Raw genomic sequence first — 21,300 nt, forward strand, 5'->3', positions numbered from 1 at the left:
TCGTCCCCGTGTTCCGATTGGTCTTTCAGGTCCCAGCTGGAACGAATCCGAAATACCCTACACTTTCACAAAGGAATTAACGTCCGAATCATACATTTCCAAGGCCCCAGATGCGATTTCGTTCCATAGGCCATGCAAGGAGAGACGCCCATCCTCGACGGCCTGGGCCACGAAGGGGAAGGTCATAAGGTTGGCCAGAGACACCAGGACCGAGCGCTGTTCCAACGCCCGCTGACGTTCGTGTTCGTCGGTGATGCTTGCGGTTTCTTCGCAGGCGGGGCGCAGGATATCCATCCAGCGGCCGACGAAGCTGGTGGGCTTTTCCAGTTCCGGCGCGTTGCCAGAAACCATCTGGATGCAGCCGCTCACGCCGCCACAATTGGAATGGCCCAGAACCATGATGTTGGAAACATTCAGCGCCGTGACCGCATATTCGACTGCCGCAGAGGTGCCGTGATGATCGCCATCCGGCGTATAGGGAGGCACGAGATTGGCGATATTGCGATGAATGAAGAACTCGCCCGATTCTGCCCCGAAGATAGAGGTCACGTGAACCCGGCTGTCGCAGCAGGAAATCACCATGGCGCGCGGACGTTGACCTTCTTCTGCAAGACGCCGGAACCAAGCTTGGTTCTCTGCGTATTCCGTTGCTTTCCAGCTGTGGTAGCGCCGCGTCAGGTATGTCGGCAGGAGGGAAACATATTCCATTTAGCGTCCTCTGTCGTCGCGTCGACCCTGATAGGGCGCATTCCTCGAAAGTTCGAGCTATTTTTTGGTCGCAGGCATAACGGATTCTTCAGCAAGCCGGGGCAAAGTCCGCGCTATCCGTGGGGGCGGAAGTGGAGTGAGTGATGGAGCAGGACGTAAGATTTTTGCGACCGGAGGAACCGGCACGGTTCAATCCCGAACGGCTGGAGCGGCTCTGCGATGAGATCGGAGAGATCCGGGCAGAACACGAAGTTGCCAGTGCGTTGCAGACGATCAACGCGCATCTGCAGGACATTCGCAGAATTCATCCGGTCCAGGATGGGTCGGACCTGGCAGGCCCTGCCCGCCATCTGGCGGCGGCATCGGACCGGATCGGGATGGCAACGCTGGCACGGGTGGCGCGCGACGTGCTGGCCTGTGTGGCGACGGGCGATGTGGTGGCGCTGGCCTCGACTCATGCGCGCCTCGTACGTGTAGGGGAAAGATCCATCCACGCAATCTGGGACTTGGAGGATGTATCGGGCTGATCCGCCTTGCAGCCACGGCCCGTCACGCTAGGCTGTTGCAAGCCATTTTTGTGACGGATGACCATGGACAGACGCTTTTCCCCCGCCGATCCCGGCGCAATCCCCGTAACCTGCATCTCCCCCGATGCTTTGGAGGGGGCGCTTGACGCTCTGCCTGCAGCACAAGCCGCTTGGGCGCGGTCCACGGGCTTTGCAGCGTCGCTTGCTGAGCCTTGTGTTCTGCCAGATCCCGAAGGCGGGATCGCTCGCGTCCTGCTTGGGCTTGGGACGGACGCGGCAAGAGCACGCAAGCGCTTTGCAATCGGCGCAGCGTTGGCCGCTTTGCCAGAGGGCACCTACCGCCTTGTAGACGGCCTGCCAGAGACTGAACGCGAAGAGGCCGCGCTTGGCTGGCTGCTGTCCGGCTATCGCTTTGGTCGCTACAAGGATGCCCTCACCCCCAAAGCACAACTGGTCGCACCAGAGGGGCTTGATACCGCCGCGCTTGAAAACATCGCAGCGGGAGAGGCGCTGACACGCGACCTGATCAACACCCCCGCAAACGATATGGGCCCCGATCAGTTGGAAGCTGCAGCGCGAGATCTGGCAGAGGGGTTCGGAGCGTCTGTTTCCGTCATCAAGGGCGATGACCTGCTGACGGGCAATCTCCCGATGATTCACGCCGTCGGCCGTGCCGCCGCGCAGGCCCCGCGGCTGATCGAGATGACATGGGGCAGCGAAGGCCCTCAGCTGACTCTGGTCGGCAAGGGGGTTTGTTTTGACACAGGCGGGCTGAACCTGAAACTCGGCGCCTCCATGGGGCTGATGAAGAAGGACATGGGTGGTTCGGCCACCGTACTTGGGCTGGCACGCATGATCATGGGGGCCGGTCTGGACATGCGGTTGCGCGTCCTGATCCCCGCAGTGGAAAACGCTGTGGCGGGCAATGCCTTTCGCCCCGGTGACATCCTGACCGCGCGCAACGGTCTGACCGTCGAGATCAACAACACCGATGCAGAGGGGCGCCTGGTGCTGGCCGATACGCTGTCGCTGGCCAGTGAAACACCCCCCGATCTTCTGATCTGCATGGCCACGCTGACCGGGGCCGCGCGGGTTGCCGTGGGCCCGGATATCGCTCCGTTCTATACCGATGACGATGGCTTTGCCGGGGCACTGTCCGCCGCCGCCATCCGCGTGTCGGACCCGGTTTGGCGGATGCCGTTTCATGCGCCCTACGAGTCGATGATCGAACCCGGCATCGCTGATCTGGACAATGCCCCCAAGGGTGGATTTGCCGGGTCCATCACCGCCGCGCTGTTCCTGCGACGCTTCGCAAAGGACGCGCCTCGCTTTGCCCATTTTGACATTTACGGCTGGCAACCCGCAGATGCCCCTGCCCGCCCCAAGGGCGGCGTCGGTCAGGCCGCGCGGGCGATCTTTTCCGCTTTGCCCGAGGTTTTGAGCAATGACTGACATGCCAGATCCCCGTATCACCCCCACCAATGGCCATGTCGCCCATGTCAGCCTTGAAGGTCAGGTCGAGGCCGAAAAATTCGTGCAAGGTCGGCGCATGATGGTGATGCAGCCGATGGCCAACATCACCGATGAGCCGCGCGGCAAACGGGTCAGCCAACTGCTGTTTGGTGAGATCTTTCACGTGCTGGAAACCTATGACGGTTTTGCCTTCGGTCAGGCGGAACGCGACGGGCAGGTTGGCTATGTGCTGTCCGGCGCGCTGGTTTCACCCGAGGAGCCGACCCACTGGGTGACGGCCCCTGCAACGCATCTCTACCCCAAGCCTGACCTCAAGGCCCCGCCGGAAGTGGCCATATTCTTTGGGTCTGCCGTGAAAGTGGTCGGAGAGCGCGATGACTACCTCCGCATCCATACCGGCCATTTCATCCCGCGACCGCACCTGCAACCGATCCGCGCCCGTTTTGGCGATCCGGTTGGGGTTGCGGACCTGTTCCTTGGCTCGCCCTACCTTTGGGGAGGGTCCAGCCGGTGGGGCATCGACTGTTCCGGCCTTGTGCAGATGGCCCTGCTGGCCTGCGGTTTCGACTGCCCGCGAGACAGCGATCAGCAGATCGTTCTGGGCCGCGAGTTGCATCATGGCGAACCCTTCGTGCGCGGTGATCTGGTGTTCTGGAAAGGGCATGTGGGTTTTATGGCGAATGAGCGGATGCTGCTGCACGCCAACGCCACCCATATGGCCGTGGCCTATGAACCGCTGAAAGACGCGGCGGCGCGGATCGAAGACAAGGGTGAAGGCCCGATCACGGCGCGGCGCAGGTTCCTCAAACCCGGCGACTAAAGGCCTATTCCACCGCCCGGATCAGCTTGCGTTCCAGTACCCGCAGCACGGTTTTCAGGTCATGCCCGCGTTTCAGAATGCGCCCGTCCATGCCTATGACCGAATACTGCCCCTGACGGTCCCGCAGCTTCGGGCGCTTTTCGATACGATAGATGGGATGTTCCGCCGTGCGCCGAAAGATGGAAAAAATCGCAACATCCCGCAGGCAGGAAATGCCGTAATCCCGCCATTCACCGGCGGCGACCATCCGGCCATAGACGCCAAGGATGACTCCAAGCTCGGTTCGGTGGAACGCCACCTGTTCCTGCTGTGGGGGGACCGGGCCCGAGGGCTGAATCTGCATGTCCATGGGACGAGCTTGGCGCTCATGCGAAGACTTATCAAGGTCCGCCATTCAATTGCCTTGAAAGAGCCGCTGCTTTTTCGCCTGCTGTCCCTCAAATCGCCCTGACCCGAGGCCAAACATATCCTTGTAGTGACGAGCATAGGCTCGCCCCCGGCGGATCGGTTATCTTGCCCCCACCCAGTCCGCTCCGCCGGGGGACTACGCCAGATAGAAAAGGCCCCGCGCGAGAACGCCGGGGCCTTTTTCGTCATTCCAGAACGCGGTTACTCCCGCACCAGCTTCTCATACCCTTCGGCAATCTCGCGGGCGATGGCGCCGACCTCGAAGTTGTAGTCGCCGATCTGGCCCACGGGGGTCACTTCTGCGGCGGTGCCGGTGAGCCAGCATTGCTGAAAACCTTCCAGTTCCTCGGGCATGATGTGGCGTTCGTGCACTTTGATCTGACGGTCCTTCAGCATCCCCACAACGGTCTGACGGGTGAGACCGTTCAGGAAGCAATCGGGCAGGGGGGTATGAACCTCGCCATCCTTGACAAAGAAGATATTGGCCCCGGTCGCTTCCGCGATATAGCCGCGATAGTCGAACATCATTGCGTCGGAACAGCCTTTGGCTTCTGCCGCGTGCTTCGACAGCGTGCAGATCATGTAAAGACCGGCGGCCTTGGCGTGGCTTGGAATGGTTTCGGGGCTGGGGCGCTTCCATTTGGAAATGTCGAGCTTTGCGCCCTTCATCTTTGCATCGCCGTAATAGGCGCCCCACTCCCAGGCGGCGATCGCCAGCCGGACGGGGTTCTTCGCAGATGCAACGCCCATATCCTCGCCCGCGCCACGCCAGGCAACCGCACGGACATATGCGTCGGTCAAGCCATTGGCGGTCAGCACTTCCTGCTTGGCCGCCTCGATCTCGTCGACGGTATAGGGAATCTGGAAGTCGAGCTGACCGGCCGAGAAATGCAGGCGTTCGGAATGCAGGCGGCTTTTGAAAATCTTGCCGTTATAGGCGCGCTCGCCTTCGAACACGGACGAGGCATAATGCATCGCATGGGTCAGAATATGCACATTCGCATCCCGCCAGGGGATGAGCTTGCCATCCATCCAGATGGTTCCGTCGCGATCGTCGTAAGCAGCGCCCATTGTTTTCACCTTCGGCAGGAGTCTTGGTATTTTCGGTTTGTTGCGCAAAATACGTCCGAACCGGACATAAAATTACGTAAAACCGGGCATTCGGTAACAATTGATTCTTGGAAAGTCAACAAGGCTGACATAAAGTCGGGCGAAAGGCGACAGGACCCCGGGAGGAGCGCAATTCATGGCCGAACGTGGCGCCGCACAATCATCTGCAACCAGCGGGGAAAGCCTGCTTTTTCTGACCGACGAGCAACTTCGGCGCGGGATCGAAGCGATGTTCTTCGCCTATCGCGGGTTCACGGCAGATCCTGATCGCATTCTTGAAAACCATGCTTACGGACGCGCGCATCATCGGGCGATTCACTTTATCAATCGGACTCCGGGGACCACGGTGAATAACCTGCTGGCCATCCTGGGCGTGACCAAGCAATCGCTGAACCGGGTGTTGCGCACATTGGTCGAGGATGGGCTGGTCGAAAGCCGCGTTGGCACCCGCGACAAGCGGGAACGGCACCTTTACCTGACCGATCAGGGTATTGCGCTGGAACGCGAATTGTCCGAGGCGCAGCGAACGCGGATGCGTGCGGCCTATCGTGCGGCAGGACCAGAGGCTGTGGCCGGTTTTCGCACTGTGCTTGAACAGATGATGGACCCGGAGCTTCGCCACCATTACCTTGCCAATACCGAGGGAGGCGCATGACAGATCCGGCCGCACATCTTCTGATTGTCGACGATGATGAACGCATTCGCGGTCTTCTGCAGAAGTTCCTTATCCGCAATGGATTTATCGTCAGCTCGGCCCGCGATGCGGCCCATGCGCGCCGTCTTTTGGAGGGGCTGGAATTTGATCTGATCGTGCTGGACGTGATGATGCCGGGCGAGGATGGGATCAGCCTGACGAAGGCACTTCGTGAAACCCTGTCGACACCCATCATGTTGCTGACCGCACGGGGCGAGGCAAGCGACCGGATAACGGGGTTGGAGGCAGGGGCAGACGACTATCTGCCAAAACCGTTCGAACCGCGCGAATTGCTGTTGCGGATCAACGCGATCCTGCGGCGTGTGCCAAGCGTGTCCGAGACGCAGACGGCCCCCAAGATGCTGCATCTAGGCCCCATCCGATACGATTTGGAACGTGGTGAGATGTGGCAAGGCCAGACCCCCATTCGGTTGACTGCGACAGAATCCGCCCTGATGCGCATCTTTTCGGCCTGCCCGAACGAAGCGGTCAGCCGCGCGCAGCTGGTCGAGGATCTGGGCCGAGACAAGGGTGCAGGCAGCACGACCAGCCAGGAGCGCGCTGTTGATGTGCAGATCACCCGCCTGCGCCGCAAGATCGAGGCCGATCCGAAACAACCCCGCTATCTGCAAACGGTCCGTGGCGCGGGCTATATGCTGGCCCCCGACTAAGGTGTTCCGATGACTCTTCTGATGACCAATGACGCGGGGCTGTTGCACCAGATGCCCCCGGGTCACCCCGAGCAGATCGCGCGGCTTGAGCATGTGAACCGCGCGTTGTCTGCGCCGGAGTTTGCCGCGCTGGACCGTCGCCCGTCACCAATGGCCACCGAAGCCGATCTTTTGCTGGCTCATCCTGCGGCGCATGTGGACGCCATCCGCGATGTGGCACCTGCAACGGGCTACGTTGCGCTCGACCCCGATACCTCGATGTCTCCCGGCACATGGGAAGCCGCCCTGCGGGGCGTTGGTGGCTGCCTTGCCGCCGTCGACGCGGTATTCGCGGGTGAAGCAAAGAACGCCTTTGTCGCCACGCGGCCCCCCGGCCACCATGCCGAAAAGACCCGCCCAATGGGATTCTGTCTGTTTGGCAATGTAGCCATCGCCGCGAAACACGCGCTGGAACGTCACGGGTTGGAACGGGTGGCCATCGTCGATTTCGACGTCCATCACGGCAATGGCACGCAGGACCTTCTATGGGACGAGCCGCGGACGCTGTTCATCTCGTCCCACCAGATGCCGCTCTATCCCGGCACCGGTGCGGCCCATGAAAGGGGCGCGCATGGAAACGTGATCAACGCGCCGCTCTCGCCCGGAACCGATGGCGCGACCATGCGCTCAGTCTATTCCTCTCGCCTGTTGCAACGCGTGCGGGAGTTCGAGCCCCAGCTACTGCTGATCTCGGCCGGGTTCGACGCCCATGAAGACGACCCGTTGGCAAACCTCAACTGGACGACCGAGGATTTCGCGTGGATCACTCGGGAACTGTGCACGGTCGCGGATGAAACCTGCGGCGGCAAGCTCGTGTCCTCGCTGGAAGGGGGCTATAACCTCGATGCCCTGGCGGCATCCGTCGCGGCCCATGTCTCCGAACTGATGGACGCCTGAGGTGGCCACCGGGCTAGTCACCCATCCTGATTGCCTTGCGCATGTGACGCCTGCCCATGTCCATGAACAGCCCGCCCGGTTGGCCCGCGTTTTACAAGCGTTGGAGGGGTTGCCAGTGTTCCGCTACGAGGCCCCGTTGGCCAGCGACGCCACGCTTCTGACGCTTCACACGCCCGCCTATCTGGATCACATCCGCAGCTCTGTACCGCTGGACGGGTTCACGATGCTGGACCCGGATACAGACGAAGAAACCTTCCTGTCGCCCACCTCCCTGCCTGCGCTTTACCGCGCGGTTGGGGGTGTTCATCGTGCAATTGACCTTGTGCTGTCAGGCGAGCTGACCAACGCCTTCGCCGCCATACGTCCGCCCGGGCACCATGCGGAACAGGAACTGCCCATGGGGTTTTGTTTCTTCGGCAACGTGGCTTTGGGTGCGAAATATGCGCTGGATCATCATGGGCTGTCGCGCGTTGCCATCGTCGATTTCGACGTGCACCACGGCAATGGCACGCAAGCGCTGTTATGGGATGAACCCCGTGCCTTGGTGATCACCTCGCAGCAAATGCCGCTGTGGCCCGATACCGGTGATGTCTCAGAGACCGGCGCGCATAACAACGTGGTGAACGTACCGCTCGCCCCCGGCACAGGTGGCAAGGCCCTGCGTGAGGCCTACGAAGCCGTGGTGTTCCCCAGGTTAGAGGCGTTCCGGCCAGAACTGCTGCTCGCCTCCGCCGGATTCGACTGCCACGCCGCCGACCCTCTGTCGCAACTGGCCTGGGTCGAAGAGGATTACGAGTGGCTCACGCACCGGCTTTGCGATATTGCGGATCGGTATTGCGGCGGCCGCATGGTCTCGACTCTCGAAGGCGGCTATGATCTGGACGCCCTTGCGGCCTCGGCCGCCACCCATGTGCGCGTTTTGACGGAGAGAAGCGGATGAGCGACCAGAAAAAGATCGAGGAAATGAGCTTCGAGGAAGCGATCCGGGAACTGGAAACGGTGGTGGGTCAGCTCGACCGGGGTGATGTGGCGCTTGAGGACTCCATCAAGCTTTATGAACGCGGCGCGGCGCTGAAGGCCCGTTGCGAAACGAAGCTGAAGAAAGCCGAGGAAAAGGTGGCGCAAATCACGCTGGACGCCAATGGGCAGCCCACGGGGGCGAAGCCGGTCGAAGGGCTGTAACCCTTGTTTACACAGAAGTTGAAAGAGGCGCAGGACGCGATTGCGCGTGCCCTTACGGACCGCATGGCGGTGCTTGGATCCGACCGGGTGGCCGAGGGAATGCGCTACACCACGGCGGGCGGTAAGCGGCTGCGCGGCTTTCTCGTGCTGGAAACGTCACGACTGACCGGGGGCAACGACGTGGCCGCGATGCAGGCGGCCTGCGCCGTGGAATGTATCCATGCCTATAGCTTGGTTCATGATGACCTGCCCTGCATGGACGACGACGACCTGCGCCGGGGCCTGCCAACCGTTCACAAGAAATGGGACGAGGCGACAGCGGTGCTGGTGGGCGACGCGCTGCAAAGCTTTGCGTTTGAACTGTTGGCCGATCCCGCAACGGGCGACGCCGAGCAGCGTGCCGAACTGGTGCTGACCCTTGCCCGCGCCTCTGGCCCGCAAGGGATGGTGCTTGGGCAGGCACAGGACATTGCCGCTGAAACGGCGGATAGCCCCCTGACGCTTGCCCAGATCACTGAATTGCAGGCCAACAAAACGGGGGCCCTGCTGGAATGGCCCGTGGTCGCGGGGGCCATCCTTGGCCGTGCAGACCCTGACCCCCTGCGGCGCTATGCACGCGCGGTCGGCCTTGCCTTTCAGATCGCTGACGACATCTTGGATGTGGAGGGCGATGCCGAAAAGGCCGGCAAGGCGCTGCGCAAGGATGCCGAGGCTGGCAAGGCAACGTTCTTGTCTCTGCTCGGACTGGAGGGAGCCAAGCTCCGCGCGAAGGCGCTGATTGATGAGGCCGTTGAGGCGCTGGAACCATATGGCTCCGACGCCGAAACCTTGCGGGAGCTGGCCCGTTTCGTTATCGCCCGTGACCAGTAACCGAAATCGGAGAGCCACATGAGCCACCGCCCCGAAACGCCCCATCTGGACCGGATCAAATCCCCGGCCGATTTGCGAGGGCTATCGGTGGTCGAGCTGCGCCGTGTGGCCGACGACCTTCGCACCGAAACCATTGCCGCAGTCAGCCAAACCGGCGGGCATCTGGGCGCGGGCCTTGGTGTGGTGGAGCTGACCGTGGCGCTTCATTCGGTTTTCGACACCCCGCGCGACAAGCTGATCTGGGACGTGAGCCACCAGTGCTATCCCCACAAGATCCTGACCGGTCGCCGCGATGCGATGCCAACCTTGCGAAAGAAGGACGGTATTTCCGGTTTCACCAAACGCAGCGAGTCGCCGTATGATCCGTTCGGCGCGGCCCATAGCTCTACCTCTATCTCGGCGGCGCTTGGCTTTGCCGTGGCGCGTGACCTGGGGGGCGTGCCCGATACGGGTGCGGGCGATGCGATTGCCGTGATCGGGGATGGCGCGATGTCTGGTGGCATGGCGTTTGAGGCAATGAACAACGCAGGCCATCTGGGCAAGCGTCTGATCGTGATCCTGAATGACAACGAGATGAGCATTGCACCCCCCACGGGCGCGCTGTCTTCCTACCTCTCGCGGCTCTATGCCGGTGCGCCTTTTCAGGAACTGAAATCCGCCGCCAAAGGCGCGGTTTCGTTGCTGCCCGAGCCTTTCCAGGAAGGCGCGCGACGGGCAAAGGAACTGCTCAAGGCGGCAACCGTGGGTGGGACGCTGTTTGAGGAACTGGGCTTTTCCTATGTCGGTCCTATCGACGGGCACGACATGGAGCAGCTTGTCTCCGTCCTGCGGACGGTGAAGGCGCGCGCCGACGGGCCAATTCTGATCCATGCGATCACAAAGAAGGGCAAGGGATTTCGCCACGCGGAAGGTACGCCCGACAGGGGCCACGCCCGCGCACCGTTCGACCTGGTGACCGGCGAGCAGCGAAAGGCGCCGTCCAACGCGCCCTCCTACACAAAGGTTTTTGCGCAAAGCCTGATCCGCGAGGCAGAGCTTGACGACAAGATCGTTGCCGTGACCGCCGCGATGCCGGATGGCACCGGTCTGGACATTTTCGGTGAGCGGTTCCCAAAGCGCGTCTTCGATGTCGGCATTGCCGAACAGCATGCCGTGACCTTTTGTGCGGGGATGGCGGCGGGGGGGATGAAACCCTTCTGCACGATTTATTCGACCTTCCTGCAACGCGGCTATGACCAGGTCGTGCATGACGTGGCCATTCAGCGCCTGCCCGTCAGATTTGCCATTGATCGCGCAGGGTTAGTCGGCGCCGACGGGGCAACGCATGCGGGGTCTTTCGACGTGGCTTACCTTGCCAATTTGCCGGGTTTCGTCGTGATGGCGGCGGCCGATGAAGCAGAGCTGGTGCATATGGTGGCGACCGCAGCGGCGCATGACGAAGGCCCCATTGCCTTCCGCTACCCGCGGGGTGAGGGCGTGGGCGTGGACATGCCGGAACGCGGCGTGCCGCTGGAGATCGGTAAAGGCCGGATGATCCAAGAGGGTGCGCGGGTCGCGATCCTGTCCTTCGGCACCCGGCTGAGCGAGGTGCAGAAGGCCGCCGAGGCTCTGGCCGCTCGTGGAATTACACCTACGATTGCCGATGCACGCTTTGCCAAGCCATTGGATTCGGAGCTTATTCTGAAGCTCGCGGCTGATCACGAGGCGTTCATCACCATCGAGGAAGGCGCGGTTGGCGGCTTCGGCAGCCATGTGGCGCAGCTTCTGGCGGATGAGGGCGTTTTCGATCGCGGGCTGAAGTTCCGATCCATGGTTCTTCCCGATATTTTCATTGACCAGGCCAGCCCTGAAGACATGTACGCCACGGCAGCGATGAACGCGGAGCATATCGAGGCGAAGGTGCTGGATGTGCTCGGCGTGGCGCGGCTGAGCCGCCAAGCCTAGGGGTCGAAAAAGGGGGGTGCCATGCGTACACCCCCTGTGCATCCTCCGAACACCATGCGTGCAGACGATATGCGGTTTCGCCGCCTGCGGCGTCGATCCGGGAGCGGCCCTCGTCAAGCCCCTTTGGGGCCCTCCTCGGGCCGCGTTGCCACGGGATACCGAAAGGGTGGGTGCCTCACATGGGTGAGCCGGAACAGGTTGCAGCGATGGATGCCTCCGGCGGGAGTATTTAGGCCAAGAAGAAGGGGCGACGGGCAGTCCCTTACGCAGCCTCAGCCGTGCCGATCCAGCCGTGCCTCGATTGCCTTCAGCCGTTCCAGCACCTCGTCGCGATAGGTTTCCGTCAGGGCCGTTTCCTCCTCGGAATGGGCGTCCTGCATGGAGTTCACAATGAGGCCCACCAAGAGGTTCACCACGGCGAAGGTGGTGATCATGATGAAGGGGACGAAGAAGGCCCAGGCATAGGGGTAGACCTCTTGCACCGGGCGGACGATGCCCATGGACCAGCTTTCCAGCGTCATGATCTGGAAGAGCGTGTAGAAGGACCGGCCGAGATCACCAAACCAGTCCGGGAAGCTGGCCCCGAAGAGTTTCGTCGCCATGACCGCGCCGATATAGAAGATGATCCCCATTAGGAGAAACACGCTGCCCATGCCGGGAAGCGCACGAACGAACCCTTCGACCACGCGGCGCAGGCGCGGAGCGACCGAAATCACCCGCAGGATACGAAGGATGCGCAGTGAGCGGAGAACGGAGAAACCCTGACCGCCGGGGACCAGCGCCATACCGATGATTGCAGCGTCAAAAAGGTTCCAGCCGGAGCGGAAGAAGCGCGGGCCGTAGGCGATGAGCTTGGCAGAGAGTTCGATCACGAAGATCATCAGGCACAGCCGGTCGAGCACGGTGATAAGCCCACCCGCTTGCGCCATGGCGGCGTCTGACGTTTCAAGCCCGAGGATCACCGCGTTGAACAGGATCACGCCAATGATGGTGTTGCGTACCAGCGCTGTTTCCAGCTGGGTTTCAAGCCAGTGCCGCATGTGATCCCTCCTTTGTGCGAACGCTAGATATGGGCGCGGGTGAAGCTGGCGGCAAGTTCCACATGGGGGCTCCAGCGGAACTGATCGACCACCTGCACCCAATTGAGGCGATAGCCCGCATCGGTGAGCGTCTTTGCATCGCGTGCGAAGGTGATGGGGTTGCACGAAACGAAGCCGATCTTGGCAATATCGGACACGGCCAGGTCGCTGACCTGTGCCTCGGCGCCGGCGCGGGGTGGGTCGATGACGGCAGCGTCGAAGGGGGCCAGATCGTCACCCATCAGGGGGCGGCGGAACAGATCGCGGACCTCGGTGGTCACCTTCTTGATGCCGGTGGCGTGGCGCAGGCCGTGGTCGAGCGCCGCGATCATGTCGCGGTCGCCTTCGACGGCATGGACGGGCGCGCGGGCGGCCAGGGGGAATGTAAAGGTGCCGGAGCCCGAGAAGAGATCGACGATATGTTTCGCGCCCTGCGTGGCGTCCATCATCGCGGCCACAAGCGTGGCTTCGCCGTCGGGCGTGGCTTGCAGGAAGGCACCGGGGGGCGGGGTGACGGCGACGGTGCCAAACTGCTGAACGGGCGGCGATTCCGTAAAGACAGTGTCATCGTCCCATGTCAGCCGCGCGAACTGGCGGATGAACTGCGGCAGCGCCAGGCGCAGGGCCTCGTCCAGCGGTTTGCCGCCCGTCACGGCGCAGTCGATGCCGGTGTCAGAGCGGGTCAGTGCGAAGGACAGGGTGGCGCTGCGGGATCCGCCAAGGCGGGTGATCTGTTCCAGCGCGGGAAGCACTGTCATCAGGTCCGGGTGCAGCACGTGGCAATCGGTGATCGGCACGATGGTACCTGACCGTCGGGCGTGAAAGCCGACAAGCGCGCCTTTCTTGGTGCGGGTGCCGGCAAGGGTGGCGCGGCGGCGGCTGCGCGGAGGCGAGACGTGGATGGGGCGGAATTCAGCCGTCAGTCCCTGCGCGGAGAGGGCGGTTTCGACGACCTCCTGCTTCCAGCGGGCGAGGAAAGCGTCAGAGGCATGTTGCAGCGCGCAGCCACCGCATTGGCGGAAATGCGAACAAGGCGCCTTTACCCGATCGGACGACGGGGTAAGGATGCGGGGGGCATCCAAGCGACCGTCCTGAACGTCGCCCTCAACGGTTTCGCCGGGCAGGGTCAGGGGCGCAAGGATTGGGCCCTCGGCAATGCCGTCGCCCTTATGGCCAAGTCTTTGAATCGTGATTTCCATGGTCAGCGCATAGCGCGGTTTCGGCCCGGCTGGAAGCCGTTATGACTTGGGGATCGCGGGGCTGAACGCGTAGCCCTCGGGGCTGAGGATCGTGCCTTCGCGCAGCCCGTGGGGTTTGTCGGCGGGCGGTTCCAGAACCATGTGACCTGCGGCTTCGGCTTTCGCGGCTGCGTCATCGGGGTCGATCCCGAACAGGAAAAGCTGAAGGCCGCCGCCACGCGGGGGCGCTTCCGGGACAAAGCCGAGCAGCGGATGGCTGTGATAGGTGCCGTCGGAATGAAGCTGCATCATCATGCTGCCGTGGCGGATGATGGCGAAGTCATCGGTTAGCTGGTAGGCGGGCAGACCGAAGACGTCTTTCAGGAACGCGGCCAACCTGCGCACATCGGGAGATAGCAGGTTGACGCCGATGCCGGTCAGGCTGCGGCCGAATTCCTCGGCGGGGACGGTTTCCAGATCCATGGGCACACCTCGATTACTCAGCGGCTTCCCGGATCCCGATAAAGCCGCCCGATTGACGGTTCCAATAGCGCGCATAGAGGCCGCCCGCGCCAAGCAGGGCGTCATGGGTACCTTCTTCGACGACATGGCCGTCATCCAGCACAATAATGCGGTCCATCTGAGCGATGGTGGACAAGCGGTGCGCGATAGCGATGACGGTCTTGCCCTCCATCACCTCGCCTAGCGTGTCCTGAATGGCGGCCTCGACCTCTGAATCCAGCGCGCTTGTGGCCTCGTCCAGTACCAGAACCGGGGCGTTCTTCAGGAAGGCACGGGCGAGCGCGATGCGCTGGCGCTGTCCGCCCGACAGTTTGACGCCACGTTCGCCAAGGTAGGCGTCATAGCCTTTGCGGCCCGTGTGATCTTCCAGCCCGAGGATAAAGTCATGCGCTTCGGCGCGTTTGGCGGCATCGACCATGTCTTCCTCGCTTGCGCCTGGGCGACCGTAGAGAATGTTGTCGCGGGCGGAGCGGTTGAACATCGCGGTTTCCTGCGTGACCATGGCGATCTGGCGGCGCAGGCTTTCCTGCGTGATCTCTCGCACATCACAACCATCGAGCAGCACACAGCCCTCTTCGGCGTCGTAAAGCCGTAAAAGCAGCGCGACCAGCGTGGATTTACCGGCGCCCGAGGCCCCGACGATGCCCAGTTTTTCGCCCGGCTTCACATCAAGGCTGAGCCGTTCCACCCCGCCCGATTGCCGCCCATAGGCGAAGCTGACATCGTCAAACCGGATGTGGCCGTGCGCGCGTTCTACCTCTAGCGCGTTGTCGCGATCCGTTAGGGTGTGCGGCGGGGAAAGCGTGTTCATCCCGTCCTCGACCTCGCCCAGATTGGAATAGATCGCCATCAAAACGAAACTGACCCAGCCGGTCATTTGCGCGATGCGGATCGACACGGCACCAGTGGCGGCAATGTCGCCGGTGCTGGCAATGCCCTGGGTCCACAACCAGACGGTGCCGCCGATCAGGATCACCGGCAACGCGCCAGCAACCGTCATCAGTGCCAGCCGGAACCCGGCTGAGATGCGCCCGAAACCGATGGCCTTCTGACGAAACTTCTCCATCGCGTTCAGCGCCGAGCGGTCCTCGAAATCGTGATGGGCGAAAAGCTTGACCGTCTTGATATTGGTGATCGTATCGACAACCTGGCCGGATACAGCCGCCCGCGCGCCTGCCCGGGATTTGGACAGTTTCCGCACGCGGGGCAGGAAAAAGCTGATCGTTGAGAAATAGGCAATCAGCCAGACAAACAGCGCCAGCGCCATGCGCCCGTCGATGGTGATCAGCAGCAGAAGCGAGCCGATGAGGGACGCCAGCGCGAAGGCCACCACGTTCACAAACTCGGTCACTACATTGGTCACGGCGCTGGCGGTCTGCATCTGTTTCTGCGCAATGCGACCGGCGAAATCGTCGTCAAAGAAGGTCACGGATTGGCCGAGTGTGTGGCGGTTCAGCCGTTGCAGCACCAGCACGTTGACGGCGGGCCCGACGACAAGCGTGCTGGCCGCCGATGACGCTGCGAAAGCCAGCGGGCGCAGGATCAAGAAGAAGGCCACCCCGGCCAGAAGAAGCGGCGAATGGGTCTGGATCATTGTGGCGGGATCAGTGGAGCTGGCTGCGTCGATCACAAGGCCAAGGACCAGCGCTGAACCAACCTCGAACATGCCTGCAAGGCCGGAAATCAGTGCCGCGCCGATCAGCACTGGCCACGCGCCCTTGAGGCACCAGTTGAAGAAGGCCAGCAGCCGGTTCGGCGGCGGGCCATCAGCAGGGCGGAAAGCGTCGATCAAGTTGGCAAGGCGGGTCATCATTCGGCGGCATCCTCGGTTCCGATGAACCCGCCCGACTGGCGCGCCCAGAACCCGGCATATAGGCCGTTTTGCGCCAGCAGCTGCTCATGTGTACCATTTTCAACGATGTGACCGTCATCAAGCACCACGATCCGGTCCATATGGGCGATGGTGGACAGCCGGTGTGCAATGGCGATGACGGTCTTGCCCTCCATCACGCCATAAAGCGTGTCCTGGATTGCGGCCTCGACCTCTGAGTCCAGCGCGCTTGTGGCCTCGTCCAGTACCAGAATGGGGGCGTCTTTCAGGATCACGCGGGCGAGCGACACGCGCTGACGCTGACCGCCTGACAGCTTCACACCGCGTTCGCCCACATGAGCGTCATAGCCCTTGCGGCCTTGCGGGTCTTCCAGATCGAGGATGAAGTCATGCGCCTCGGCCCGTTTCGCGGCTTGGATCATCTCCCCTTCGCTGGCGTCGGGGCGACCGTAAAGGATGTTTTCCCGCACCGACCGGTGCAGCAGCGAACTGTCCTGCTGGACCATGCCGATATGGCTGCGAAGGCTGTCCTGCGTGACTTTGGTGATGTCCTGGCCGTCGATTAGAACCTGGCCGCCTTCGGGATCGTAAAACCGCAAGAGCAGTTTAACGAGTGTCGATTTACCCGCGCCGGAGCGACCGATCAGGCCCACCTTCTCGCCCGGTTGAATGGTTAGCGTCACGTCCTGCAAGCCGCCGGAACCGCGCCCGTAATGGTGGCGCAGGGCGTCCAAGCAGACCTCGCCGCGGGTAAGTTCCAGCGGTTTTGCCCCCGGTGCATCGGTCAGCGTGATGGGCTGTGCAATGGTCTCCATCCCCTCGGCCACCACGCCGAGCGAGCGGAAGAAGGTGGAAAGCGCCCACATGATCCAGCCGGTCATGGCATTCAATCGCAGGGTCAACGCCGTGGCAGCCGCAACGATGCCCACCGATGCGGTGCCCTGGATCCACAGCCACACGGCCCAGCCCACCACGGCCACCACGAGGAAGCCGTTCAGGGCCGTCAACATGACGTCCATCATCGTGTAGATGCGCATCTCGGCGGCGAAGGTGCGGCGGGTGTGCTCGATGGCTTCGCGCGCGTAGTCGATTTCACTGTCGTGATGGGCAAACAGCTTGACCGAATGGATATTGGTGTAGCTGTCGACGACACGCCCCGTGGTCATGGACCGCGCATCGGAGCTGGCCTTGGAGGCAGGCCCCACGCGCGCCATCGTCCAGCGCACAAGCATTGCATAAAGCACGAACCAGACCAGCAGTGGAATGACCAGCCTCAGATCGGCATCGGCCAGCAGAATGGCCGCGCCAACCAAATAGGCCAGCGAGAAGGTGATCGCGTCGAAGACCTGAAACACTGCGTCGCCTGCGGCCGGGGGGGCCTGCATGATCCGGTTGGCGATACGACCTGCGAAATCATTCTCGAACCAGCCAACGGATTGGCGCAGCACATGGCGATGCGCCCGCCAGCGGATCAGCGTGCCGAAATTGACCAGAATGCCGTTGTTCAGCAGCGCCACGTCCAGCCCTTGCAAGATGGGGCGCAGGAACAGGATGAACAGAGCCACGGCCAGCAATTCCCAGCCATTGTTCGCGATGAACTGAGCGGGGTCCGCCCCGGTCAGAAGGTCCACGAGACGGCCCATATAAGAGATCAGCCAGATCTCCATGATCGCGACCACGACCGACATGATCGCGGTGATCAGAAACAGGCGTTTGAAGGGCTGCGAATAGTCCCACAGGAACGGCCACAGCTTTCGCGGCGGGCTGTCCTGTTCGGGATAGTCCGTATAGGGATCAACCAGATTTTCGAAGAAACGAAACATCAAAACGTCGCTGGAAATGGTCCTGTTGCGGGCAGATATAGCCCGACCGTTACAGGAAGACCATGACAGCAGAGGCGGCAAGGGCTGCGCCCATGCACAGTCTGAACACCGTCCACGCACGGGGGGTGGTCAGCAACAACGCAAGCAGTGAGCCTGCGAAGCTCCAGAACAGGCAGACAAAGAGGTTGATGCCGGAGAATGCCATCGCCAGGCGTTGCGCTTCGCCCAAGGGGCTGAGCCCGATGCCATAGCCTGCGGCGGCTGCCAGGGCCACGGCCCAGATCTTGGGGTTCACCCATTGAAACAGTACGGCTTGCCAGAAGGTGAAAGGACGTTCCCCCGCCTTGCCGCCAGACAGATCGCCCGCGCGGATCAGGGCATAGGCCATCCACAGAATCCAGCCCGCCGCGATGATCTTTAGCACCAGCGTCAGCGCCGGTTGCGCCAGCAAAAGCGCGCCGATGCCAAGCCCCATCAACGCCGCGATGACACCCACGCCCACGGCCACGCCAAACACATGCGGCAGGGTCGCGCGAAAGCCGAAACGCGCGCCGGAGGCGGTCAGCAGGATAACGTTCGGTCCGGGCGAGAACAGCCCGGCGAAAACGAAGGCGTAGAGCGGGTCCAAGGGCTTGGTCCTGATTGCGGTCGGCAGACAGGACGGCAGCGCGACGGTGCTGTCAAGGCAGTAGATCTGCGCGGGTAAGGGTGAAACCCGAGGCGATCCAGCGCGCTTCTATTTCCCTTAGCCGATCGCCCAAAGCCGGGCCTTGCAGCCCGATGGCCATCAGGTCGGCGGCAGTCACAGGCAGTTGCAACCCGTCGGCGGCCTGCGCGGCCCCCAGTTCCGATTGCGCCAGCGGGATTTCCAGCAGCGCCACGCGCAACAACAGGACATCGCGGGCGGTGTCGAACCCTTCACGGTAGCCCAACTCGCCCGCGCCCATCATCGACCCGACCGCGTCGCGCAGCAGCTGCACTCGGCGGGCGTCGGATTTGGACAGGCGCAGAGCGTCGCCGGGGTTGTCCCCACCTAGTGCGGCCAGACGGCGGCAATGATCGGGCGCAATGCCCAGATCAGTCTCGGCATGAACAAGGACCGGCAGCGCCCTGGCATCGGCCCCGGGCAGCGCGTGACGCAGGATGCCCGCCAGCGCCATGGCAGCGACAGAAGGCGCGGGATCGGCGGCGCGCAACAGTTTGCGCATCTCATGCCCGATCCTTTCGCGTGACAGATGGTCGATGCCGTCCGCCATCTCTGCACAAGCGGCAAGACCATCGGCATCGAGTCCCCCAGCCTGATCACCGTAGTGGGCGTGAAAACGAAAGAAGCGAAGGATGCGCAGGTAGTCTTCCCGAATACGGTCATGCGGGTCGCCGATGAATCGCAACCGCCGCGCCCGCAAGTCCGCCACCCCCGTGCCAAGCGGGTCTATCACCCTCCCGCCCGCATCGGCATAAAGCGCGTTCATGGTGAAGTCGCGCCGCATGGCGTCTTCTTCCACACGATCGGCAAAAGCGATTACTGCGCGACGGCCATCGGTTTCCACATCACGGCGAAAGGTCGTGACCTCATGCGGCAGGCCATCGGCGATCACGGTCACGGTGCCGTGGTCTATTCCGGTCGGAACCGCTTTTAACCCGGCCGCCTCCGCAATCTGCATCACCCGTTCGGGGCGCGCATCGGTGGAGATGTCGATATCATCCGTTGGCAGGCCAAGCAGACCGTTCCTGACGCAACCACCGACGAAGAGCGCATGAAACCCCTCGGCCTCCAGCGCTTTGCACAGCACCTGCGTGCCTTGGTGATGCAGCCAGTCGGTGTCGAGGATCATGACGCCACCCGATCCGCCAATCCCTTTAGCATCCGCGCGGTTGCGCCCCAGATGTAGTAAGGGCCATAGGGGGCCACGTAGTAAGATCGCCAGACCCCGCGCCAGCGGCGGCGTTCGATGCGGTAGCTGGCGGGGTTCACCAGGAACGTCAGGGGCACAGAAAAGACCTCCGCCACCTCGCCCGCCTCTGGCACCGGGGTAAACGGGGCGCGAATGCGGCCCACGAAGGGGGTGACGCTGTAGCTTGTCACGGTTTCATGCGGGGGCAGTTGACCGAGGATCTCGACATTCTCTGGCAGCAAGCCGATTTCTTCGTGGCTTTCGCGCAGAGCCGCGGCGGCGGCATCGGCGTCGGTGTCGTCAATGCGCCCGCCTGGGAAAGCAACCTGCCCCGGATGGTGCTTGAGCCGCGCGGAGCGCTTGGTCAGGATCACCCGCGCGCCGTCCTCTGCCTCGATGATCGGCATAAGCACAGCGGCGGGTTTCAGCTTGCGCCCCTCCGGCAGCACAATGCCCGGGTTCAGGTCATAGTCCGACGAGGCCGGGGCAGCCCCGGCCAACGCGCGGCTTATGCGGCCCAGGTCAGATATCGGAGCCATCCGGGTTCTTCACAGCCTGAAATCCCAGCGTCAGCGGGTCCAGATCGTAATGCGCGCCGCAGAACTGGCAATCGGCGGTCACGCGGCCATCGTCCTTGGTCATATGGGCGATGTCCTTGGCCGAGTAGATCGACAGGCTTTCGCGCACGCGGGTTTCCGAACAGGTGCAGCCGAATGAGACCGGGGTGGCGTCGAACACCCGTGGTGCTTCTTCGTGGAACAGGCGCAATAGCAGATCGGTGGGGGACACCGATGGGCCCACAAGCTCCAGCTCTTCGACGGTATCGAGCAAAATGTTCGCCCGGTTCCAGTTTTCGCTGTCGTCATCGTCCAGCAAATCGGTGGCGGCCAACAGCCCTCCCTCGCCAGAGCCGCCTTCGCCGGTTGCATGGGGGCTGGCCTTGGGCATGTGTTGAAGCATCACGCCACCAGCACGCCAGCCGCTTTGGCCGCCGGGTTCCGTGCTGTGGCCATAGGACAGCGAAAAGCGCGTCGGCAGCTGTTCGGACTGGGCGAAATAGGCCTCGGCGCAGGCAGCCAAGGAGCCGCCCGCAATCGGCGTGATGCCCTGATAGGGAGTGTTGCCCTCGCCTTGGTCGATAAGGATCGCAAAATAGCCTTTACCGATCTGCGCAAACGGGTCGGCGCCTTCGACATATCGTTCCTGATCATAGCTGGCATAGGCACGGATCTGCGCCTTGTCGCCTTCCTTTGCGGGGGCATAGATGTCGGTCGCCAAAATCCGCAACGGGCCGTCGCCGCGCACCTGCAGGGACAGTTTCCAGCGCAGTTTGATGGTTTGGCCGATCAGCGCCGTCAGCAACGCCATCTCGGCCAGCATCGCTTCGATCCCGCGCGGGTAGTTATGTTGGGACAGGATTTGGTCCATCGTGCCGTCAAGTCTTGCGACACGGCCGCGGATGTCGCAACGGTCGAGCTGAAACGGCAGGACGGTGTCGTCCCATGCGATTTTGGTGCTGAGGGTCATTGTCTTTCCTTCCGCCACGTGGGCTGGCATACCGCGCCCATATATGTGGAACAACCGCCTTGCCAACCCATAAGCCGCCATTGGCTTGCCCGGAGAGCCTTC

Annotated in this window: 22 protein-coding genes; 10 read left to right on the forward strand and 12 right to left on the reverse strand. The window is 62.5% G+C overall.

Annotated elements, in window-relative coordinates; genetic code table 11:
* Nucleotides 1-57 precede the first annotated feature (57 nt).
* A complete protein-coding gene (locus ACROHD_RS12300; protein WP_432678189.1) occupies nt 58-708 on the reverse strand; it encodes a carbonic anhydrase in 651 nt (216 codons plus the stop codon).
* A gap of 143 nt (nt 709-851) precedes the next feature.
* Between ACROHD_RS12300 and ACROHD_RS12305 the strand changes: the two genes are divergently transcribed.
* The 3 genes from ACROHD_RS12305 (at nt 852) to ACROHD_RS12315 (ending at nt 3,528) form a co-directional block, all read left to right on the forward strand.
* A complete protein-coding gene (locus ACROHD_RS12305; RefSeq protein WP_432678190.1) occupies nt 852-1,235 on the forward strand; it encodes a hypothetical protein in 384 nt (127 codons plus the stop codon).
* A gap of 63 nt (nt 1,236-1,298) precedes the next feature.
* Nucleotides 1,299-2,687, forward strand: a complete 1,389-nt coding sequence (locus ACROHD_RS12310) for a leucyl aminopeptidase family protein (protein ID WP_432678250.1) — start codon at nt 1,299-1,301, stop codon at nt 2,685-2,687.
* Nucleotide 2,688: 1 nt separating this feature from the next.
* A complete protein-coding gene (locus ACROHD_RS12315) occupies nt 2,689-3,528 on the forward strand; it encodes a C40 family peptidase (protein ID WP_432678191.1) in 840 nt (279 codons plus the stop codon).
* A gap of 4 nt (nt 3,529-3,532) precedes the next feature.
* On the opposite strand, the gene ACROHD_RS12320 is transcribed toward ACROHD_RS12315, so the two are convergent.
* Both ACROHD_RS12320 and ACROHD_RS12325 read right to left on the reverse strand, forming a co-directional pair.
* Nucleotides 3,533-3,871: a DUF2794 domain-containing protein gene (locus tag ACROHD_RS12320; RefSeq protein WP_432678251.1), complete on the reverse strand. Its 339-nt coding sequence runs from the start codon at nt 3,869-3,871 to the stop codon at nt 3,533-3,535.
* A gap of 266 nt (nt 3,872-4,137) precedes the next feature.
* Nucleotides 4,138-5,007, reverse strand: a complete 870-nt coding sequence (locus ACROHD_RS12325; RefSeq protein WP_071691165.1) for a branched-chain amino acid aminotransferase — start codon at nt 5,005-5,007, stop codon at nt 4,138-4,140.
* Between the two features lie 175 nt (nt 5,008-5,182).
* Here ACROHD_RS12325 and ACROHD_RS12330 point away from each other — a divergent pair, with 175 nt between their 5' ends.
* From ACROHD_RS12330 to dxs, 7 genes are read left to right on the forward strand one after another with little or no spacing between them, the layout of a single operon-like run.
* Nucleotides 5,183-5,701, forward strand: a complete 519-nt coding sequence (locus tag ACROHD_RS12330; protein ID WP_432678192.1) for a MarR family winged helix-turn-helix transcriptional regulator — start codon at nt 5,183-5,185, stop codon at nt 5,699-5,701.
* Nucleotides 5,698-6,411, forward strand: a complete 714-nt coding sequence (locus tag ACROHD_RS12335; protein WP_432678193.1) for a response regulator — start codon at nt 5,698-5,700, stop codon at nt 6,409-6,411. The genes ACROHD_RS12330 and ACROHD_RS12335 overlap by 4 nt, the downstream gene beginning before the upstream one ends.
* A 9-nt stretch (nt 6,412-6,420) precedes the next feature.
* The gene (locus tag ACROHD_RS12340) at nt 6,421-7,347 is read left to right on the forward strand and encodes a histone deacetylase family protein (protein ID WP_432678194.1); all 927 of its coding nucleotides are present in this window, start codon (nt 6,421-6,423) and stop codon (nt 7,345-7,347) included.
* Between the two features lies 1 nt (nt 7,348).
* Nucleotides 7,349-8,287 carry a histone deacetylase family protein gene (locus ACROHD_RS12345; protein WP_432678195.1) on the forward strand — a complete coding sequence of 313 codons (939 nt, stop codon included), beginning with the start codon at nt 7,349-7,351 and terminating at the stop codon, nt 8,285-8,287.
* Nucleotides 8,284-8,529, forward strand: a complete 246-nt coding sequence (locus tag ACROHD_RS12350; protein WP_432678196.1) for an exodeoxyribonuclease VII small subunit — start codon at nt 8,284-8,286, stop codon at nt 8,527-8,529. The genes ACROHD_RS12345 and ACROHD_RS12350 overlap by 4 nt, the downstream gene beginning before the upstream one ends.
* Before the next feature lie 3 nt (nt 8,530-8,532).
* A complete protein-coding gene (locus ACROHD_RS12355) occupies nt 8,533-9,399 on the forward strand; it encodes a polyprenyl synthetase family protein (RefSeq protein WP_432678197.1) in 867 nt (288 codons plus the stop codon).
* Nucleotides 9,400-9,417: 18 nt separating this feature from the next.
* Complete coding sequence (gene dxs / locus ACROHD_RS12360; protein ID WP_432678198.1) at nt 9,418-11,343, forward strand: 1-deoxy-D-xylulose-5-phosphate synthase; 1,926 nt, start codon at nt 9,418-9,420, stop codon at nt 11,341-11,343.
* 272 nt (nt 11,344-11,615) lie between these two features.
* Here dxs and ACROHD_RS12365 read toward each other — a convergent pair whose 3' ends face one another.
* From ACROHD_RS12365 to hslO, 9 genes are read right to left on the reverse strand one after another with little or no spacing between them, the layout of a single operon-like run.
* Nucleotides 11,616-12,383 (reverse strand): ion transporter, encoded by a 768-nt coding sequence (locus ACROHD_RS12365; RefSeq protein WP_432678199.1) that lies wholly within the window; start codon nt 12,381-12,383, stop codon nt 11,616-11,618.
* A 23-nt stretch (nt 12,384-12,406) separates the two neighbouring features.
* Entirely contained in the window at nt 12,407-13,621 is a 1,215-nt protein-coding gene (locus ACROHD_RS12370) for a class I SAM-dependent RNA methyltransferase (protein ID WP_432678200.1), read from the reverse strand.
* Between the two features lie 39 nt (nt 13,622-13,660).
* Nucleotides 13,661-14,083, reverse strand: a complete 423-nt coding sequence (locus ACROHD_RS12375) for a VOC family protein (protein WP_432678202.1) — start codon at nt 14,081-14,083, stop codon at nt 13,661-13,663.
* A 13-nt stretch (nt 14,084-14,096) separates the two neighbouring features.
* The gene (locus ACROHD_RS12380) at nt 14,097-15,935 is read right to left on the reverse strand and encodes an ABC transporter ATP-binding protein (RefSeq protein ID WP_432678204.1); all 1,839 of its coding nucleotides are present in this window, start codon (nt 15,933-15,935) and stop codon (nt 14,097-14,099) included.
* Nucleotides 15,932-17,776: an ABC transporter ATP-binding protein gene (locus tag ACROHD_RS12385; protein ID WP_432678205.1), complete on the reverse strand. Its 1,845-nt coding sequence runs from the start codon at nt 17,774-17,776 to the stop codon at nt 15,932-15,934. Before ACROHD_RS12385 ends, ACROHD_RS12380 begins: the two co-directional genes overlap by 4 nt.
* 49 nt (nt 17,777-17,825) lie before the next feature.
* Nucleotides 17,826-18,404 (reverse strand): LysE family translocator, encoded by a 579-nt coding sequence (locus ACROHD_RS12390; RefSeq protein WP_432678206.1) that lies wholly within the window; start codon nt 18,402-18,404, stop codon nt 17,826-17,828.
* 52 nt (nt 18,405-18,456) lie between these two features.
* Nucleotides 18,457-19,611: a CCA tRNA nucleotidyltransferase gene (locus ACROHD_RS12395; RefSeq protein WP_432678207.1), complete on the reverse strand. Its 1,155-nt coding sequence runs from the start codon at nt 19,609-19,611 to the stop codon at nt 18,457-18,459.
* A complete protein-coding gene (locus ACROHD_RS12400; RefSeq protein WP_432678208.1) occupies nt 19,608-20,210 on the reverse strand; it encodes a CoA pyrophosphatase in 603 nt (200 codons plus the stop codon). The genes ACROHD_RS12395 and ACROHD_RS12400 overlap by 4 nt, the downstream gene beginning before the upstream one ends.
* Nucleotides 20,194-21,198, reverse strand: a complete 1,005-nt coding sequence (gene hslO / locus ACROHD_RS12405) for an Hsp33 family molecular chaperone HslO (protein WP_432678209.1) — start codon at nt 21,196-21,198, stop codon at nt 20,194-20,196. Before hslO ends, ACROHD_RS12400 begins: the two co-directional genes overlap by 17 nt.
* Between the last annotated feature and the right edge of the window lie 102 nt (nt 21,199-21,300).

Source organism: Nioella aestuarii, from assembly GCF_050896395.1.
GTDB classification, from domain to species: Bacteria; Pseudomonadota; Alphaproteobacteria; order Rhodobacterales; family Rhodobacteraceae; genus Nioella; species Nioella aestuarii.

Coding starts and splice junctions, on each gene's coding strand:
- ACROHD_RS12300 (WP_432678189.1), bottom strand. CDS start 708: ATGGAATATGTTTCCCTCCTGCCGACATACCTGACGCGGCGCTACCAC.
- ACROHD_RS12305 (WP_432678190.1), top strand. CDS start 852: ATGGAGCAGGACGTAAGATTTTTGCGACCGGAGGAACCGGCACGGTTC.
- ACROHD_RS12310 (WP_432678250.1), top strand. CDS start 1,299: ATGGACAGACGCTTTTCCCCCGCCGATCCCGGCGCAATCCCCGTAACC.
- ACROHD_RS12315 (WP_432678191.1), top strand. CDS start 2,689: ATGCCAGATCCCCGTATCACCCCCACCAATGGCCATGTCGCCCATGTC.
- ACROHD_RS12320 (WP_432678251.1), bottom strand. CDS start 3,871: ATGCAGATTCAGCCCTCGGGCCCGGTCCCCCCACAGCAGGAACAGGTG.
- ACROHD_RS12325 (WP_071691165.1), bottom strand. CDS start 5,007: ATGGGCGCTGCTTACGACGATCGCGACGGAACCATCTGGATGGATGGC.
- ACROHD_RS12330 (WP_432678192.1), top strand. CDS start 5,183: ATGGCCGAACGTGGCGCCGCACAATCATCTGCAACCAGCGGGGAAAGC.
- ACROHD_RS12335 (WP_432678193.1), top strand. CDS start 5,698: ATGACAGATCCGGCCGCACATCTTCTGATTGTCGACGATGATGAACGC.
- ACROHD_RS12340 (WP_432678194.1), top strand. CDS start 6,421: ATGACTCTTCTGATGACCAATGACGCGGGGCTGTTGCACCAGATGCCC.
- ACROHD_RS12350 (WP_432678196.1), top strand. CDS start 8,284: ATGAGCGACCAGAAAAAGATCGAGGAAATGAGCTTCGAGGAAGCGATC.
- dxs (WP_432678198.1), top strand. CDS start 9,418: ATGAGCCACCGCCCCGAAACGCCCCATCTGGACCGGATCAAATCCCCG.
- ACROHD_RS12365 (WP_432678199.1), bottom strand. CDS start 12,383: ATGCGGCACTGGCTTGAAACCCAGCTGGAAACAGCGCTGGTACGCAAC.
- ACROHD_RS12370 (WP_432678200.1), bottom strand. CDS start 13,621: ATGGAAATCACGATTCAAAGACTTGGCCATAAGGGCGACGGCATTGCC.
- ACROHD_RS12375 (WP_432678202.1), bottom strand. CDS start 14,083: ATGGATCTGGAAACCGTCCCCGCCGAGGAATTCGGCCGCAGCCTGACC.
- ACROHD_RS12380 (WP_432678204.1), bottom strand. CDS start 15,935: ATGATGACCCGCCTTGCCAACTTGATCGACGCTTTCCGCCCTGCTGAT.
- ACROHD_RS12385 (WP_432678205.1), bottom strand. CDS start 17,776: ATGTTTCGTTTCTTCGAAAATCTGGTTGATCCCTATACGGACTATCCC.
- ACROHD_RS12395 (WP_432678207.1), bottom strand. CDS start 19,611: ATGATCCTCGACACCGACTGGCTGCATCACCAAGGCACGCAGGTGCTG.
- ACROHD_RS12400 (WP_432678208.1), bottom strand. CDS start 20,210: ATGGCTCCGATATCTGACCTGGGCCGCATAAGCCGCGCGTTGGCCGGG.
- hslO (WP_432678209.1), bottom strand. CDS start 21,198: ATGACCCTCAGCACCAAAATCGCATGGGACGACACCGTCCTGCCGTTT.